The sequence below is a fragment of the Streptomyces chattanoogensis genome, assembly GCF_001294335.1.
GTDB lineage: Bacteria > Actinomycetota > Actinomycetes > Streptomycetales > Streptomycetaceae > Streptomyces > Streptomyces chattanoogensis.
This window is the reverse complement of the sequence record NZ_LGKG01000137.1, coordinates 20100-35997: the sequence shown is the minus strand read 5'-3', so window position 1 is coordinate 35997 and position 15898 is coordinate 20100. Positions and strand designations below refer to the sequence as shown.

Genomic DNA, 15898 nt, shown 5'->3' with positions numbered 1-15898 from the left:
ACCCCGAACCCACGGAGGCGCCCCTGCACCCGCACCACCCCATCGACCCCTTCCACCCCGACGCGCCGGACCCGGTGTACTGGGTCACGCCGCGCCATCTGGCCGGTGACGACGGCGCCCTCGCCGAGCGAATCGGCGACACCCTCAGCGGGCTCGGATGGCGCATGTGGCCGACCTCCCGCAACACCCTTCTCTATGTGAGCCCGGACGAGCTGCGCGGCGCCGAGTGGATCCTCGCCAGCTACCCGTTCGAACTCGGCGGACTGCCCGTGGCCTGGCAGCTGTCCGCCCGCCCCCACACCGAGGCGGCCATGACGGAGTGGAACGCGTACTTCACCGCCGGCGTGCCGCACGAGGCACTCGCCGACCTCCTTGTCGCCCTCGACGCCCGCGATGCGCCCGACGTCGGCTTCGCGAGCCCCGAGGCGGTGTTGACGGCACTCAGCGCGCAGGGCTGGATCCGCGACCTGGACCGTCCGCACACCACCGCCAACGATCCCGCCTTCTCCACCCACGTCTCCCTGGAGCCGCTGCCGCCGCTCATCCACGACGCGGACCCGCGCGAGGACCTTGCCGGTTGGCAGGCATGGGCAGAACCCGTCCTGGGCGCCCCATACCAGTGGTGTGCCAGCTTCAGTGCGAGCGTTCCGCACGACCTGGTCGCCGCCTTCGCCTCCTCGCTCGCCTCACCGGTGCCGGTGCCGCGGCGCACGCTGCCGGACAGCGCCGACGGGCGGCTTACCGTCGTCCGCCGCAGCTGACGAGCGGCATCCACGCCAGCCACCGGCGTTCGCTACATGGCGGACGATCGGCCCCTTGAAAGGACCCATGTCGGTTTCACAGATGTCCCCTGGACGGCTCGCGGTCGCCGACGCCATCGCGGCGGCCGGGCCGGGGCGGCACTACCTGCACGTCATACGGCCCGTCATCGACCGGGAGGCACTCGCGGAAGTCCTCTACCTGGGCAGCAACTGGTTCGCGCTCGGCCCCGTGAGCGGGGAGCGATTCGACCGGCTCACGCGCCTTGTGGACGAGGCCCTCTCGGACACGAGCAACCGATGCGGGGCATCGGTGCTGTCGCTGGTCTCGGACCTGCCCACCGACGCGGGCCCGGTCCGCACAGTAGCCCGGTACGTCATCGAAGACGGCCGGTGCACCGAGGCCGGCGAGCTGAACCAGCTCGAGTACGGCGCCTGCGCGATCACGCATGCCCGGGTGGAGGCCGAACGAGCGGCCGAGGATGCACGCACGCTTGCCACCCTGCCCGGCCGCTTCGACTTCATCTAAATCCACCGCCCGCCCACACCCACCTGACGTCTACCTCCAGGAGGTTTGCTTGTCCCTGCCCTTGATCCGGCTCGCCATCGGCCCCACGAACGGGACCGCCCACCACGGAGTCCTGCTCGATACCGAGCCGCTGACGGCGTGCGCCACGCACTCAGCCGATCTCGCGCCCATCGCCGAGCACACGGCACACTCCCAGTGCCAGAGCTGTGCACGAGCCTGGCTCATTCTCGCCACGCCGCCGCACCCCGGCGGTGAGCCGGATGCCCGGCCCGCCGTCGGCACGGGCGCCAGCGCCACTGCGCACCGGCCGATCCCGGGCCACCTGCTGGGCTACTGCGGCAAGCCGCTCGAAGTCCGCCGCTCCTCTGCTCGGCGCGTATGCGCCAACTGCACCCGCCTCAGCGAGGCCCTCGACCGCTTCCGGCAACGGGCAGGCGAGCTGGTCATGCCCGGCGGCGAGCCGTGCCACGGCGACGACAGCCTGCTGTGGACCCCCAGGGGCCGAACGAATCTGGTGACTGGGCACCACCGGAACTCCGTGACCGGCAACGCCTACTGCGAGCGGCAGCTGGCCGGCCCCAACCCGGGCGCCCCCAACGAATGCGCGCCGTGCCGACTCCACTGGGAGGAGGCCGAGATCTCCCGCCAGACCTACACCCTGCCCCACATGCAGGCAAAGGCTGCCGAGTGGGCGAACCGCACGCTCGACGTGTTCGACGACCGCGCCAGCTCCCTCAGGTCCGGCGACGTGTACACCCTGTCGGGATGCGCCCAGACGCACTTCGTTGTGGCCATGGCCGACCGAGGAAGGGCAAGCCACACCGACCTCCTCGTCTATCTTCCCGCCGAGGAACGCATCGCCGAGATCCGCGTACGGCGCGAGCGCCTGGTCACGATCCAGCGGCCCATCGCAGAGGCGGACTCGAACCCAGTGCCCTCGTGAGTGCTCATGGTGACGGCGCCATAACTACGTTGCCCGGCAGGCTCTTTGAGCCTGCCGGGTTTGCGTATTTCCCCTGGCCCCTCCGGCAGCGGCATCGGCCTGCCCGGTGAAGTTTGCGTATCGGCTGAGGCAGTGTGCATCAGCGCACGTGCCGGTACAGCCCGGTCGGATGTGGACGGGTAGATGGGCGGCCGGGAACACACCCAGGAATTCACCTCGGGCCCTCGAGCCCTTATGCGGGAACGGTGCCCGGCCGCCTTTCTACCTGCCCACTGCCTATGCCCTCTGCCGCTCTTCCGTGGCGCCGCCGTTCTGCCGGAGGCGACCGGTGTAAGCAGCGCTGCCCCTTGCCCGTACCTACGGGCAAGGGGCAGCGCTGCTTGCGGTGTGATCAGCTGGTGCCCTGGGCCTTGTCGAGCGCCTTGTCCAGGTGAGCGTCCACCAGCCCCGGCGAGCCGGAGACGATCACCAGCACGTTGCCGGTGCGGATCGCCGTCTGCTTGACGACGCTGCGCTGCCCGCCGGCGGAGTAGGTGAGCAGCTGGCTCCACCGCTCCTCGCCAAGGTCAGGGGCGGTGGTCGTCTGGGTGGCCATGTCGATGGCGGTGCTGCCCGAGACGACTTGGTACTTCGGGCAGGAGGCCATCGCGCCGAAGATCTTGCCGATGCCGTTGGACAGCTTCGATGCAGTGTCGCTGTACAGCTCCTCGCTCACCTCGGAGTTGCTGCCGCCGGCGTACGTGAAGGACGCCTTCGCCTTGCGAGGGAATTCGAGGCTGGCGCCGGTGGCCGCGTCGCCGCCGAGCTTCTCCAGCGCCGGGCAGCCGATCACCGTGACGTCGTCGTGCGCCGCGGGGCGCTGCCGCTTCCGGGTGTAGCCCTCGCCCAGGTCACTCTCGTTCAGGAGCCGCTTGCTCAGCGCGGCCGAGGACAGTGGCTTGGCTGCCGCCGTGTCTTTGCCCGTGTGGGGCGCGGACGCTGCCGTCGCCGACGGGGCGGAGGACGTGGAGCTGTCGGTGGAGCAGCCCGCCAGGGCCAGAGCCGCGAGCGTGCTCAGGGCGAGGATGGTGGTGGTGTCACGGCGCATGCGAAACCCCTAGGTGGTGCGGAGCGGATGGGCTGACTGGGCCGACGCGGTTCCGCTGCCGGCGGGGTAGGGGTTACGGGTAGTTAGTGGCCGCAGTGGCGCAGGCCCTCTTCGAGGGTGGGGTGGAAGGCGTCGACGGGACCGGAGTTGCGGTTGTACCAGGCTGCGTCCAGGCGCGGCTCCGCGGTGTTGTGGCCAGCCCGGCAGCGCAGCCAGATCGTGTCGTCGCGCATGCTGAAAACGATCCAGTCCCGGTATGCGCCGCACTGCGGGCACTCGCGCACCTCGCCGTCGAGGACGAGCGGCTGCTCCCAGCGCATCATCATTCCCTCCACCTCGTCGCGGGAGGGCACCCGCAGGTCCGGCGGCAGGAAGTCGGGAACCTCCTCGGTGATGGGCGCGGCCGGTGCCGACGCGGTGGCCGGGCGGGCGAAGTCGGGCGCCGGCTGGTTCGCGTGCATCTGCAGCAGCGCATGGCCCGCGAGCTGGGCTTCGCGGAACTCTCGGTCACGAGCGCGTCGTCGGAACATGCGGCTCCTTTTTCGTCGTCTGTCGGCCACAGGGAGAGTGCCCCAGCGTCCTGACCTGCCGCAACTCGCGAACTTCGGAATTCATCTCGTCTTGCGGGGCCGGTCGCCGCGGTCGGCCGAGGGCCGCTTCGGGCGTCCGGTGGTCTGCGGCGTAGTGGTGTCGTGCTCGGGCATCGCGGAGGCATCGGCGGGCAGATCGGCCAACCGCCGCAGTCGCCACACCAGCACGTCGCTGACGGAGTCGGCGGTGTCCAGTTCGCGCCGTGCGACGGCCTCGGCGAGCAGGGCGGCGGGCTCGTGGCCGGCGGCCTCGGCGTCGGCGAGGGTGGCGGCCAGGGCGTACCAGCCGGGCTCGGCCAGGATCTGCTCCGCCAGCTCCGGCACTGCCTCACGCAGGTGTGCGACCTGGCGGCGATGCAGCGGCTGGGGCAGGCGGCGGCCCCGGTGCTGCAGGACAGCGAGCGGGTGCTGGGCAGCGACCCGGTAGGCGGCACGCAGGTGTTCGCCTGCCTGGCGGGCGGCTGCGGCCTGCTGGGCGTGTTCCTTCTTGCCGTGCCAGTGGGCGGCGGCGGTGACAAGGAAGAACAGCATGTCGATGACCAGGGCGGTGGTGGCCCCGTCCTCTCCGCGCCCGAGGGCGGGGCCGCTGTAGACGAGGTCGCGGGCGGCCTGGCGCAGGGCGCGGTCGTGGCCGCGCTCGGCCTTCACGTGGGAGTGGGACGCTCGCTCGAAAACGAAGGCCGCCTCGCGGAGTTGCTTACGGGTGTGTGCGGCGGAGGTTTTGGCGAGTGCGTCCAGGACCTCCCCGGCCGCGGCGATGTGCGCGGCGGCCACCGTGTCCTCGCCGTGGTCGATGACCAGTACCGCCTGCCACGCCGCGCTCGCCGCCCGGCGCCGCGCCGAAGCCGGACCGCTCGGCGCAGCAGCCCCGGCGGCCCTCTGCGATGACGTCTCGGTGCGCGGGCCCGCCTCGCTGTCGGTGGACCAGCGTTCGCGGATGCGGGGCAGTGACAGGTCGGGCGAGAGGGTGGAGCCCGCATAGAAGACGGGTTCGTCTTCTTCGTTGCGGTCATCGGGCAGTGCGACCTTGTATCCGAGCAGGTCACCGGAGGGGGCGGTGCGCTTGTGGATCAGCAGGCCAGCCGCGGAGAGCCGGCCGAAGAACTCCTCCTCGCCCTGGGCGCCGGCCACCGCTCGGCGGACGGTCTCGCGCAGCTCCTCGCGCGGGGTCAGATCCCTGCCCTCCCGTTCGGCCTTGTGGCGTTCGGCGCTCGTCGGACGCTTGGCTGCGGTTCCGTCACCGGTGTTGAGCTGCTTGAGGCCGTACTCGGCTTCGATCAGGCGAGCTTCGGCCTGGGAGCCTTTGGCGTCGTTGTTCAGCCGTGGCTTGCGGCCGTCCTCGCGCACCAGGGTGGCGATGATGTGGATGTGGTCGTCCGCGTGGCGTACGGCCGCCCAGCGGCAGCCTGCGCTGTCGTCGGCCGGCGCGATGCCGGTTGCCGCGACCATGCGCCGGGCGATGTCTGCCCACTGCTCGTCGGTCAGGATCGGATCGTCGGGCGCGGCCCTCACCGACAGGTGCCACACGTGCTTGGCCGGGCGGCGCGACGGGGACAGCGCCTCGACCGGCTGGTCCAGGAGCTGCTGCAGGTCTTCGTAGGTGGCCTGCGGATCGCGGCCGGGGTCGGGGGCGAAGCTGTCCCAGGCCGCCACGAGATGGGGGTCGATGTGCTCTTCGTGGGGGCCGGGCCCGTAGAGATAGGCGAGCAGGCCGATGGTGCGCGAACCGCGCTTGTGGACTCGGGGGATCATCCGGCTCGCGTCTCGGTGTCGAGGTAGTACTGCGTGAAGGCATCCACGCGCCGGGCGGCCTTGCGGACGGCATCGAGGACGGCCTTGGCGTGCGGAACGTCGGCACCGGAGTTCGTCGCCTTGGCCACCTGATTGAGGTTGTTGCCGATCTGCCCGAGGTGGCGGCGCAGGGCGAACAGCTCGGCGATCACTTCACGTTCGCCGGCGACTTCGGCAGCGGTCCGGGTGAGGTCCCGCGCGGCGCGCAGGGTGGCGTGGGCAAGGAAGCCGGACGGAGTCAGCGCGCACGCAGCCGCGCCCGCGAGTACGTCGGACTTCTCGGTGTCGTTGAAGCGGGTGGCGAGCAGGTGGATGCGCTTGTTCTCGGAGTCCTTGCGCGTGCGGTTACGTGCGGACGGCTTGGTCGGCGTGCTGTGCGCGCAGGCAGGGTTGTGACACGGGTGGGTCTTGTCCCCTTCAGGATGCGGTCCGCCCTCGGTCGCAGCCTGACGGATCGGCGCCCCCCGCTGCCGATCCGCTCCCGCCACCCCCGGGGCGGGACCCTCAAAAGTAGTACTCCCGATGGGAGTACTACTTTTGGGATAACTTGCTCGCGCTGAGGTCGAGTTGGTCTTCCCTTCACCCTGCGCGTGGGGCTGGGGATCGTTCGGATTCGTCATCGGGTGCGGGTCCTCGTGGTACGGGTGTGGTGCTGGATGTCGGCGGCGAGGTCGACCATGTCGGCCGGTCCGTCAAGGACACGGACGGGCGCCTGGGACGAGGTCTGGACGAGCCATTGACCGCTTGGGGCCAGGACTGTTGCGTGCAGGAGGCGGCGGCGGACCAGGACCTCTGCCCAGGCGCTCGCCTCGGCTGTGGTAGGGATCGAGGTGCGGGAGTTGCGGGAGCGGATGGCGGGCCCTCCAGGGTCGGGGCGGTGGCCCGACATCAGGCCGGGCCACCGCGTCACAGGGATGGCATAGGACATTTGACCTGCGGTTACGGCCTCGTCATCCGCATATTGGGCAGCGCTCGAAGTGTCGGCCGAGGGCTTTGGCCATGCGGGTCTTCACGGCTAGGGCGTTGGTCGCGCTCGTCTTCGCCGCCGATGTGCCCGTGCTGCGCTGGGAGTGGTTGCGCAGGTAGGTGATGTCCTGCTCGTAGCCAGCTTTCAGGGTCTGGAAGCGCTCGCAGGTCTTCATCGGGATCTCCTCTTGTCTCGGGGCAGGTGCGCGAGCGCTGGGTCCGCGTACAGCTGGTCCTGGAGCACGCGGAAGTGCTCGTTGCTGATGCTGATGTTGTTGCGCCGCAGGTGCGGTCGTATGATCCGGCGGCTCATCAGCCCTTCTTGGAGGGCGGCTCGGCGGGCGACCTCGACCTTCACTTCCCACGGGACTTCGTCGTCCTGGTCCGCGGGCTTGGTCCGCTGGTCCGGAGCTGGGGCGCCGTGGCCCGTGGTCCGCGCCCCCTGCGGTCCGCCCGAGGAGCCGTCATCGTCTTGGTCCGCCGGTTGGTCCAGAGGCTGGTTCGCGGTGGGCGCGTCGTGGTCCCCCGGCTGGTCCGCGTCGTGGTCTCCGTCGTGGTCCGCGTGGTCCGGGGCAGGGTTGGTCCGCTGGTCCGCAGCCGTGGCGTCGTCCGCAGGGGCGGCAACGGCCGGTTGGTCCGTGGTCCGCACGGCGTCGTCCGTGGTCCGCGGGTGCTCGCGGTCCGACATCTGGTCCGCCGGGGCGCCCTGGTCCGCGCTCGCCGGACCAGACCCCTCGGCCGGTCCGCGCTCGGGGTCCGCCGGACCATGCGGGCTAGGAGCCGCTTGACCCGCGGCGTTGCTGGTCCGCCTCTCGCGGTCGGCCTCCTGCGGACCAGCGGCGAGCTGCTGGTCCGCAGCGGGCGCATCGTGGTCTCCAGGCTCGTCCGCGTGGTCCCGGGCAGGGATGGTCCGCGTGGCGTCGTGGTCCGCAGGGGCCGCTTCGGTGGGTCGTTCCATGGTCCGCGGGCGCTCGTGGTCCGGCATCTGGTCCGCTGAAGGGCTGTGGTCCGCGCGCCCCGGACCAGGCTCCGGGGCCGGTCGGTGCTCGTGGTCCACAGCAGAATCGGTCCGCTCGTCCAGTGCGCCAGGCTCGGGTCGGTGGTCCGTGGTCCGCGCGGTGAGGTCCGCCGTGGTCCGCTGCCCATTGCTCTTTCGACGGAGCTTGGTCCGCATGCGCCGGACCAGGTTCGTCCTCCGCTTCTTGGGAGCCTTCTTTGGACGGTCCGCAGGCCCCCCGGCACCCGGGTGGTGGCGGGTGATGAGGATGTACAGATGGACCGCGCCGGCCAGGGCGAGCGGGGCGAGGGTGGACAGGACGGCGACCACCGTGTCGCCCAGGCGCAGACCGGAGTGGGTGGTCTGCTGGTTGAGGCGGACCGCGTGCAGGGCGTTGGCCCAGATGCTCGCGGCGGTGGCGGTGCCGAAGAGCGTCCACACGTACAGCCGCGCGCGCAGCGGGGCCTGGGAGAGGACCAGCAGGGCGCGTACCCCGTAGGCGATGAAGCCGTCGATCACGAGCGGGAACAGGTAGGTGAGGAATCCGCGGACGTGGATGGCGACGGCCATCTGCTGCAGGGCGTCGTAGCTGAGGGCGCAGCCGGCGGAGCCGAGGGCCACGATGGCGAGGCGGTCCCAGGCTCCGACGGGGGCGACGGCGAGGTGTGCAGCGGTGGGGTGGGTCATGCGGCCTTTCCGAGGGAGGCGATCAGGGCGTGGGTCTGCAGTTGGCGGGGCTCGGACGGGGTGGGGACCTCGCTGTCGTCCTGGGGGTGCTCGCCGCCGTCGGTGGTGTCGCTCTCCTCGTCCAGGTCCCAGTAGCGGTCCCGGTCCTCGACGACGTAGCCGGCCTCGCGCATCAGGTCGCGGATCCAGTCGAGGTCGGCGCTCAGGAGGTAGGCCACGCGCTCCGGGCTCCACCCGCGCAGATTGGCGTGGTGGATGAACGTGCTGCGTTCGGAGGTGCTGAGGTGCACGTCGCGGCCCTGGAGGGCGGCGCGTACGCGGCTGTAGTCGAGGCGCTTGCTCAGCTTCGCGAGCCAGGGCTGGCGGTCCTTTGCCGTCAGGCCGCCCCAGATGCCGTGGCGGATCTGGTTGTCGAGGGCGTAGTTGAAGCAGTCCCGCTTGACCGGGCAGGTGGCGCAGGTCCGCTTGGCCTCGGCGATGGCCTCGTGGTCACGGGGCGTGTGGAAGAACAGCTCGTCGGCGTCAGCCGGGTCCATGCCGTGGCACAGGCCCCGGGACTGCCAGCTGTGGTCGGCGATTCCCCGAAGGGCGGGTGCCGGGGAGTCGTTGGTGGTGATGTAGCGCAAGGAAGTCTCCGGAAATCGCCTCGTCGAGCCGGGCGGGCAGGGCAGCACCGGCGGTGGCCGGGCGCGGCGGGGTATGGCGAGGCGGGGCAGGGGTGCGGTGGCGGACCGCACGGCGGTGGCTCGGTTGCGTCAGGCCGGTCAGCGGCGCTGGAAGCGGCGGTCGGGTCCGGTGAACTCGACGGCGGTGCACATGCCGGACAGGCGGGAGAGCACGCGGTCGCCGACCTTGTCGCGCAGCACGGGCTGGCGCGCGGGCGTCTCGCTGGTGCGGACGGGCGGCATGTTGCTGGTGAAGATGGTGGGCAGCCGGTTCTGGCAGCGCCAGTTGATCAGCCGGAAGGTGATCTCCTCGGTCCACTCGCTGGGCTTGGCCGCGCCCAGGTCGTCCAGCAGCAGCAGCGGGACGCGCACGATCTGCCGGAGCATGTGCTCGGGGTCCACTCCGGTCCGCGGGCGCATGTCCGCGTAGAGGTCGGCGGCGGTGGCCGCGTGCCACTGCACGCCGCAGCCGGCGGCGGTCAGGGCGCGGATCGCCCCGTACGCCTGGTGCGTCTTGCCCGTACCGGTGGCGCCCCACAGCAGCAGCGAGGGGCCGTGCGCGATCCGGCGGCGCCCGGTGGAGCCGTAGTGCGGGTTGAGGCCCTCGGTGTTCGGCGCCACGGCGTTGTCCGCGATGGTGCGCACCCACGCGGTGACGTCCGGGTGCTCCGGCACCGCCGCGCGGTAGTCGACCGGGATGCGCGCCTGGGCGGCTTCCAGGGCAGGGATCGGCTCCGGGGTGTCCGGCAGCGGACGGTCCAGGTCCAGGCCGCGTTCGGCCAGCTTGGCCTCCAGCCGCTCACGGAGCCGGTCGGAGACCGCGGGCTGCGGGTCGGCGTAGCGGGCGCGGGTCACAGGCGGCCTCCAAACGTCGTCGGCTCGGCGGTGGGATTGAGGTACGGGGTGTAGGTGGAGCCAGTGCTGGCCCAGGGCCCCGCGCCGGAGGCGGACGACAGCGGTGAGGCGGCGGGCGGCGAGGCGTTGACGACCTCGTTCACCAGGCTCGGCAGGACGCTGGGGTTCAGGCCCTTGGCCCGCAGCCGGTCCAGGGCGGCGCGGATGTCGCCCACCTCGAAACGCTCGTCGAGCAGGGCGTTGATCTTCCGGCCCAGGTGTCCGAGGAAGTCCTCCGGCGGTCGGCGGTTGCAGCCCCGGACGTACTCGGCCACCAGCTGCTTGGCCGAGATCGATGCCGAGGGGGTGTCGGGCGCGGGCGCCTCGCGCCCCGTAAGGAATGATCCAGGATCCAAGATCCTAGATCCAGGGCGTGACTCCTCCCGTCCTCCTCCCGTAGTCCTCCGGGAGCCCTCCGGTAGTGCTGTCTGACCTGCAGTTTTCCCAAGCGGTTCCGCAGCGGCGACCGTGTCGTCGCCGATGGGCGCCGACGGGGAGTCCGTGGTGCCAGCCGAGGCGCCGGCACTGGGCACCTGGCTCTGGAGCCCAGCGAGCGGGCTACCGGACTCCTCCGGGAGTCCTCCGGTAGGCGTCGAGGCATCCGGGGCCGGAACCTCTGCCCGCTTGGTCGGGCAGGCGGCGGCCTGGCATTTCCCGCACTTGTGCCGCGCTTGGTGGCTGGGGCACCGCGGAAGACGCGACGCGGTCGGCTTGTTGATCTTCTGGTGCTGCTCCCACGTCACGATGTGCAGCCAGGTCTTCCCGTCGCACCCGGTGTAGCGGCACACCAGCCCGGCGGAGGCCAGCTCCTCGAGATCACGGGCGACGTGCGTGGCGGTGTGCTCCGGACGCAGCGACCACAACCGCCCGGCGATGATGGCCGGATGGTCGCGGTGCCGGCCGGAGTCGTCGACCTGGGTCAGGAGCCCGATGAAGGTCAGCATCGCGGTCACTGAGCACTCGGCCAGCGACTCCGACTCGAACATCTCCGGCTTGACTGTGCGGATGCGTGCCATCAGACCCCACCTCCGCCACTGTGCCGGAGCGGGCTCCGCCGGTCTGGCCCGCGGCCAGGGGTGGCGGAAGGGGGGCAATCTGCCGCGCTGGCCGGGCGGACCGGCCTTTTGCGCAGGGCAGTGGGCATGCAACACTCTCCTCTGAAGTGAAGCCCGCGCCGGGACGTGTTTTGGAAGGTCCGGTGCGGTGAAGGTGGGTAAATCTCCGGCCCTTGCACAGGCAGGAGTTCCATTGGGCGTTCGGCGTCTGGGAGTTGCACCTCTCAGGCGCCGTCGCTGTTTTCCGGGCTACCCGGCCCGGCCGGTCTGCGTGAACCGCATGCTGCTCCTTCTGGCGTCTGCCGCCGGGCAGGGTGCCCGGCGAGGGACGACGAACATATGCGGGTGCCGCAAGAAGATCCAGACTTAGCTAAAGGACGACGTACAAGTCGCAGAGGGAGGGCGTCGGCACCTGCGCCTGCGGGTGGAGGCAGCTGGCCGGGAGATGGGCAGCAGCCGGACCGCCCCGAGCATCCCGGAGATGATCTTCACTGCGCCCCCCTGTGTCTCATGCGGCAACGGCCCGTCGAACCGGCTGGTCAGAAAGATTTAAGCCAAGCCTCTAAGGGGGCGTCAACGTCGATCTTTTGTCCGGTTTACGCGCATAGATTTCCCGGGTGGTGCGCGTCTATCGGGTCGCCTGCGAGGTCGTAAGTCGCTTGCCGTGTAAGCGGAATGGAGCGATCTGGCGCCCTGCAGGCAAGCCCTTCAACTCTGGTCTAGACCGGTCGGGTTGGGCGGAAACGAAAAGCGGCACACATTTGCCGCTTTTGCAGGTTGATCATGATTCGCCGATAGAGGTGCCTGATTCTGCGGTGAACGCCTCCGGGTAATCCGCGGCGCTGGTTCGGAAATCGACGAGACATTCCGTGTGGTATGTGGCCGGTGCCACAGGTGGTCAAGATCGCCCAAATGTTGCGTATGGTTTTAGTGGGGAGACGGCAGGGCGGGGGGTCGGCGTTTGCGCTGACCCTCCTTTTTCATGCCCGGAAACAGGCCGCCTCCTCGTCAGCACGACGAGAGAAGAGGGAGGGGCTCATGTCCGCAAAGCGGCGAGCCCGCAGCAGCAACAGCGCTGACAAAGGGGGGATCCCTTCCATGCTGCCGACCGGACAGTTCGCCGGGCAGTACATGGGGTTCGGGGGGATGCTCAAGCGGTGGCGGAAGGCCGCCGGCATCACACAGCCCCCGGTCGCCAGGGCTCTGGGCATGTGCGTACGCAAGTACCGCGACATCGAAACCGGGGCAATGCCGCCCCGGTTCTCGAAGGCCCAGTGCGACGCCCTGGCCGCCGTCCTGAAACTCGACAGCGACGACCGCCACGCGCTGCTGCTCTACAACGTGGGCGCCTACGTCCGGGCAACGGCACCGGAGAGTCACCCCGAGCTGGCGCGCGCGCTGCGCCTGCTCATCGACCGGCAGATGCCCAGTCCCACCTATCTGTCTGACCGCAACTGGAACATCCTGGCCTACAACCAGGCCATGGCCGAGCTGTGGCCGTGGGTGATGGAGCCTCGGGCCAATCTGATCCGCTGGGCTCTCACCACCGCCGAAGGGCGTGCCACCTACCACGACTGGCACAAACACGCCGCCGTCTTCGTACGCATGCTCCGGTTCGCAGAGACCACCCACGGCGACGACCCCGATCTCCAAGAACTGATCGCGGACGTCAAGAAGAACCCGGAAGTCCTGCAGATCTGGGAGTCGGACACCGGTCGGGTCGAGCACCGTGACGGACACGTGTTCCTCGCCACCGTGCCGACGCTCGGCTACAAGACGATCGAGATCGTCAGCCACGTCGCCTACCCCGCGATCATGCCCGACTGCCGGTTCGTCGTCATGACCTGGGTGGAAGCCGAAGGGGACGCTCAACGCGACGCCCTGGGCGGCCCTCGCAACGCCTGGGCGGATGAAACGCACAACACGGCACGCGAGCGGCACCGAGCCCAGGAGCGGATCGCCGAGGCCGACCGGCTCCGGTCCGATGCCGTCGGCACCGCACGCCTCGTGGTGAACAGCGCGGACAAGGCCGCGGCGCGGGCCGGAGAGGATGGTATCCGCCTGCCCGCCATCAGCCGCCTCATGGGGCCCGATGCCCAGTTGACGCTCTCGCCCTCCAAGCGCAACGTGGTCTGGGCTGTGGAGGAGTCGCCGGGGTACTGGGGCGTCACGGAGGTCTCGCCGCTCACCGTGATAGCGCGGGTGCCGTGGGAGGCCCTGGAAGGCGAGTGCTTCGCCGAGATGAAGCGGTTGGTACGCCTTGCGTTGCCGGCCGAGCCTGAGGCAGCCGCCGCGCGCATCGGAGAGCTCATCGGGGAACGCGACGTGGAGCAGCGAGTGCTCCGTGCGGTCCTGGGAGAGCTGTGGGCCGACGGAGCCCCGTCGAAGCCGCATTGCCAGGTCGCCTAGGTCTAGGTCGCCTCCTCCCGAACTCCACGCCGTGCCATGGCACCCCGGACATACGCGGCAGCAGTCGTGGCAACGGCCATGCCTGCCGCAGTTCATCCCAGCCCTTCCCGCAGAAAGAACCCTCTCGTGCACAGGTACACCTACCCCTGCCCCCTGCGCTGGGCCGACGCCGACGCGTACGGGCACATCAACAACGCGCTGTATCTCCGGTACATGGAGGAAGCGCGGACGCGGATGTTCCAGGAGGTCCTCCCCGCAGATGAAGAGGGCCGCCGCCAGAACGCGTTCGTCGTGAGCCGCTCCGTCATCGACTACCGAGCACCACTGCGCTACCGGGACGAGCCCGTCGACGTGCACGTCTGGGTCGCCAAGAGCGGCGCCGCGACCTTCGAGCTGGCCTACGAGATCCGCGACGCCGATCAGCTGTATGCCGAGGCGACAACCACGATCGTCGCGTACAACCTGGACGCTGCTCGCCCCCGGCGCCTCTCGGATCCCGAACGCGCATTCCTGGCTCGCCACACCCAACCTCGTTCACGAACCTGAGCACCCTGCTCAAAAGGACTTGAGGTCATGGCAAGCACCTTTCCGCCCGCGACCACCCAGCTCTGCTCAGTCAACGCGCAGCGTGTCGAAGAGACGTTGCGCGTCGCAGCGCGCAGGTGGACTGCCCCGGTTGTGGAGATCCTCACCCCACAGCGTGTTCCCATGCGCGTGTGTGACATCGCCGCGCGCCTGCCGCACGTCACGAACGTCTATCGTCTGCTCAATCAGATGCATTCCGATGGCCTGGTCACCCGGACCGGCGACCACACTGCCGTTGCGTACCAGCTCACCGACCGTGGCTGCGCTCTCGCCCCAGTTCGCCAAGCCTTGTTCGAGTGGTCCTGGCTACACCTGTCGATCGGTGCAGCGACCACTGCTGAGCGCGTCGAAGACGCTGCCCGGCGGCTGTACCCGCGCAGGTCCACCGCTGTGGTCCAAGCGCTCGACGAACTTGGGCCGACGTCAATCCTTCGCATCGCCCAAAAGGCAGGACTACAGACCGGTTACACCGCGAGGCGTCTGGAGCGATTCCGGAGGATGGACTGGCGGCCCGGTCCGGAACCCAGCACGGTGCCCCCTACATACTCACCGACGCGGGTGGCGCCCTGGGGCCGGTCTACACCGCGATTGAGCGCTGGAGCGAACTCGGCCGACAGGACTCGGAGCTGGTCCGATGGCCCGCCCTATTGGGTGAACTACCGGTAGTTCGTTACACACCGGGACGCAGGAACTGCCGGGCGCCGCGCAGCGTGGTGCGCAGTTGTCGCTGGGTCGCCTGACTGTTGAGGCGCACGTCGAGGGCTCCGAGAAGACGGCTGTCCGCCCGCAGGCCCGCAGGCAGGCGGGAGGCGTCAAGACCGTCCCGCTTGGCGATGAGGACGCCGAGTTCGTGACGGCTGAGGGCGTCAGGCCCTGCGAGATGGTGGATGCCGGCCACATCACTCGACGCCAGTTCCAAGAGGGCGGCCGCCAGGTCGGCGACGTGCACAGGGCACCGGATGTCGTCGGTGAACAAGGCGCCGTCGACGGCGCCGGAGGCGAGTCCGTGCACGAGCTGTTCGTGCTCGGAACGCCCGTAGCCGATGATCAGCGACGGGCGGGCGACGACAGCATTCGGATGCACGGCGAGGACCCCGGTCTCTGCCGCAGCCTTGGCTGCGCCGTATGGAGTGATGGGGTCCGGGAGAGCAGACTCGTCGTAATGCACTGCGGCACCGGAGAACACGGCGTCGGTCGACACGTGGACCATGCGGGTTCCGTGCTTGGCGGCCAGCATCGCGAGATGAATAGGCCCTGCTGCCGTGATGGCCCAGTCAGTCCCGCCGCTCGATGCGTTGATGATGATGTGCGGGTCCACCTCGGCCACGACGGCGGCCAGGCTTCCCACGTCCCGCAGATCGAGTGGATGCCACGCGATCGGGGAGGCGTCGCCGGGCTTCGTCGTGTACGTCCCGGCCGTAGCGTGCCCGGCTGCTCTCGCCTGCCGGATCAGTTCGGCCCCCAGGAAGCCGCTGCCACCGATGATCAGAGCTGTCATGGGTGACACGGTAGACCGGGCCTGGTGGCTGGTGGAGGCTCTACTGGGCGCCTCAGTTGAGCGAAGTAGGCCCGTCGGCGCCACGCGGACCAGCGCTGTCGGATGTGCAGGACTCTTGCACCCTGTGAAGGAGTCCACATGTATGTCGACGTGACCCCTCGACCAGGAGGCCCGTCGCTGGCCTGCCTTATGGCCGACTGTGGCATGGACCACATCACCCTTCCAGCGACCAGGTCCCCGTAGGCAGAGGGGGCAGATATCGAGGAGAAGTTCGCCACCGAACTGGCTGAGTCCCACGCTCGGATTGCCGCGGCCGGGTCTGATGACAAGTGCATTCTGCCCAACCTGCTGATGGTGATGGCCGGACAGGTGGCGGCCCTCGCCACCGAGATTTCCCTGCGGAGCGACCGAGACGTGACGGAGTTAATCCGTTCGACCGGCGGC

16 protein-coding genes and 1 pseudogene are annotated in these 15898 nt (G+C 69.8%); 6 read left to right on the top strand and 11 right to left on the bottom strand.

Annotated elements, in window-relative coordinates; translation table 11 throughout:
- Window positions 1-74: 74 nt before the first annotated feature.
- From ADL29_RS17805 to ADL29_RS17795, 3 genes are all read left to right on the top strand, one after another.
- Entirely contained in the window at window positions 75-761 is a 687-nt protein-coding gene (locus ADL29_RS17805; RefSeq protein ID WP_053924635.1) for an SPDY domain-containing protein, read from the top strand.
- A gap of 67 nt (window positions 762-828) precedes the next feature.
- Window positions 829-1287, top strand: coding sequence for a hypothetical protein (locus tag ADL29_RS17800; RefSeq protein ID WP_157878519.1), 459 nt, complete (start codon window positions 829-831; stop codon window positions 1285-1287).
- 49 nt (window positions 1288-1336) lie between these two features.
- Window positions 1337-2230, top strand: a complete 894-nt coding sequence (locus ADL29_RS17795; protein ID WP_053924633.1) for a hypothetical protein — start codon at window positions 1337-1339, stop codon at window positions 2228-2230.
- Between the two features lie 391 nt (window positions 2231-2621).
- Here the strand turns inward: ADL29_RS17795 and ADL29_RS17790 are convergent, their stop codons facing one another.
- The 10 genes and pseudogenes from ADL29_RS17790 to ADL29_RS17745 form a co-directional block, all read right to left on the bottom strand.
- The gene (locus ADL29_RS17790; RefSeq protein WP_053924632.1) at window positions 2622-3317 is read right to left on the bottom strand and encodes a hypothetical protein; all 696 of its coding nucleotides are present in this window, start codon (window positions 3315-3317) and stop codon (window positions 2622-2624) included.
- Between the two features lie 83 nt (window positions 3318-3400).
- On the bottom strand, window positions 3401-3847 hold the full coding sequence (locus ADL29_RS17785; protein WP_053924631.1) for a hypothetical protein: 447 nt from the start codon (window positions 3845-3847) through the stop codon (window positions 3401-3403).
- 81 nt (window positions 3848-3928) lie between these two features.
- On the bottom strand, window positions 3929-5659 hold the full coding sequence (locus ADL29_RS17780) for a relaxase/mobilization nuclease domain-containing protein (protein WP_053924630.1): 1731 nt from the start codon (window positions 5657-5659) through the stop codon (window positions 3929-3931).
- The gene (gene mobC / locus ADL29_RS17775) at window positions 5656-6186 is read right to left on the bottom strand and encodes a plasmid mobilization relaxosome protein MobC (RefSeq protein WP_063788485.1); all 531 of its coding nucleotides are present in this window, start codon (window positions 6184-6186) and stop codon (window positions 5656-5658) included. Before mobC ends, ADL29_RS17780 begins: the two co-directional genes overlap by 4 nt.
- A gap of 128 nt (window positions 6187-6314) precedes the next feature.
- A complete protein-coding gene (locus tag ADL29_RS17770; RefSeq protein WP_425424256.1) occupies window positions 6315-6608 on the bottom strand; it encodes a hypothetical protein in 294 nt (97 codons plus the stop codon).
- A 40-nt stretch (window positions 6609-6648) separates the two neighbouring features.
- Window positions 6649-6840, bottom strand: a complete 192-nt coding sequence (locus tag ADL29_RS17765) for a hypothetical protein (RefSeq protein ID WP_053924629.1) — start codon at window positions 6838-6840, stop codon at window positions 6649-6651.
- Window positions 6841-7913: 1073 nt separating this feature from the next.
- Window positions 7914-8348, bottom strand: a pseudogene (locus tag ADL29_RS45295) (DUF2637 domain-containing protein); the annotation flags it as partial.
- Window positions 8345-8974 carry a WhiB family transcriptional regulator gene (locus ADL29_RS17755; RefSeq protein WP_053924627.1) on the bottom strand — a complete coding sequence of 210 codons (630 nt, stop codon included), beginning with the start codon at window positions 8972-8974 and terminating at the stop codon, window positions 8345-8347. The gene ADL29_RS17755 and the pseudogene ADL29_RS45295, both read right to left, overlap by 4 nt.
- 138 nt (window positions 8975-9112) lie before the next feature.
- On the bottom strand, window positions 9113-9868 hold the full coding sequence (locus ADL29_RS17750) for an ATP-binding protein (protein WP_053924626.1): 756 nt from the start codon (window positions 9866-9868) through the stop codon (window positions 9113-9115).
- On the bottom strand, window positions 9865-10923 hold the full coding sequence (locus tag ADL29_RS17745; protein WP_053924625.1) for a hypothetical protein: 1059 nt from the start codon (window positions 10921-10923) through the stop codon (window positions 9865-9867). The genes ADL29_RS17750 and ADL29_RS17745 overlap by 4 nt, the downstream gene beginning before the upstream one ends.
- A 1137-nt stretch (window positions 10924-12060) precedes the next feature.
- Between ADL29_RS17745 and ADL29_RS17740 the strand changes: the two genes are divergently transcribed.
- The 3 genes from ADL29_RS17740 (at window position 12061) to ADL29_RS46620 (ending at window position 14622) form a co-directional block, all read left to right on the top strand.
- Window positions 12061-13371, top strand: a complete 1311-nt coding sequence (locus ADL29_RS17740; protein ID WP_053924624.1) for a helix-turn-helix transcriptional regulator — start codon at window positions 12061-12063, stop codon at window positions 13369-13371.
- 126 nt (window positions 13372-13497) lie between these two features.
- Window positions 13498-13917, top strand: coding sequence for an acyl-CoA thioesterase (locus ADL29_RS17735; protein ID WP_053924623.1), 420 nt, complete (start codon window positions 13498-13500; stop codon window positions 13915-13917).
- A 27-nt stretch (window positions 13918-13944) separates the two neighbouring features.
- The gene (locus ADL29_RS46620) at window positions 13945-14622 is read left to right on the top strand and encodes a winged helix-turn-helix transcriptional regulator (RefSeq protein WP_078971082.1); all 678 of its coding nucleotides are present in this window, start codon (window positions 13945-13947) and stop codon (window positions 14620-14622) included.
- Between the two features lie 4 nt (window positions 14623-14626).
- Here the strand turns inward: ADL29_RS46620 and ADL29_RS17725 are convergent, their stop codons facing one another.
- The gene (locus tag ADL29_RS17725) at window positions 14627-15454 is read right to left on the bottom strand and encodes an SDR family oxidoreductase (RefSeq protein WP_053924621.1); all 828 of its coding nucleotides are present in this window, start codon (window positions 15452-15454) and stop codon (window positions 14627-14629) included.
- Window positions 15455-15898 lie beyond the last annotated feature (444 nt).

Bases quoted from the DNA above. Each gene is read 5' to 3' on its own strand.
- ADL29_RS17765 (WP_053924629.1), bottom strand. From the start codon at position 6,840: ATGAAGACCTGCGAGCGCTTCCAGACCCTGAAAGCTGGCTACGAGCAG.
- ADL29_RS17780 (WP_053924630.1), bottom strand. From the start codon at position 5,659: ATGATCCCCCGAGTCCACAAGCGCGGTTCGCGCACCATCGGCCTGCTC.
- ADL29_RS17740 (WP_053924624.1), top strand. From the start codon at position 12,061: ATGCTGCCGACCGGACAGTTCGCCGGGCAGTACATGGGGTTCGGGGGG.
- ADL29_RS17785 (WP_053924631.1), bottom strand. From the start codon at position 3,847: ATGTTCCGACGACGCGCTCGTGACCGAGAGTTCCGCGAAGCCCAGCTC.
- ADL29_RS17790 (WP_053924632.1), bottom strand. From the start codon at position 3,317: ATGCGCCGTGACACCACCACCATCCTCGCCCTGAGCACGCTCGCGGCT.
- ADL29_RS17745 (WP_053924625.1), bottom strand. From the start codon at position 10,923: ATGGCACGCATCCGCACAGTCAAGCCGGAGATGTTCGAGTCGGAGTCG.
- ADL29_RS17725 (WP_053924621.1), bottom strand. From the start codon at position 15,454: ATGACAGCTCTGATCATCGGTGGCAGCGGCTTCCTGGGGGCCGAACTG.
- ADL29_RS46620 (WP_078971082.1), top strand. From the start codon at position 13,945: ATGGCAAGCACCTTTCCGCCCGCGACCACCCAGCTCTGCTCAGTCAAC.
- ADL29_RS17800 (WP_157878519.1), top strand. From the start codon at position 829: ATGTCGGTTTCACAGATGTCCCCTGGACGGCTCGCGGTCGCCGACGCC.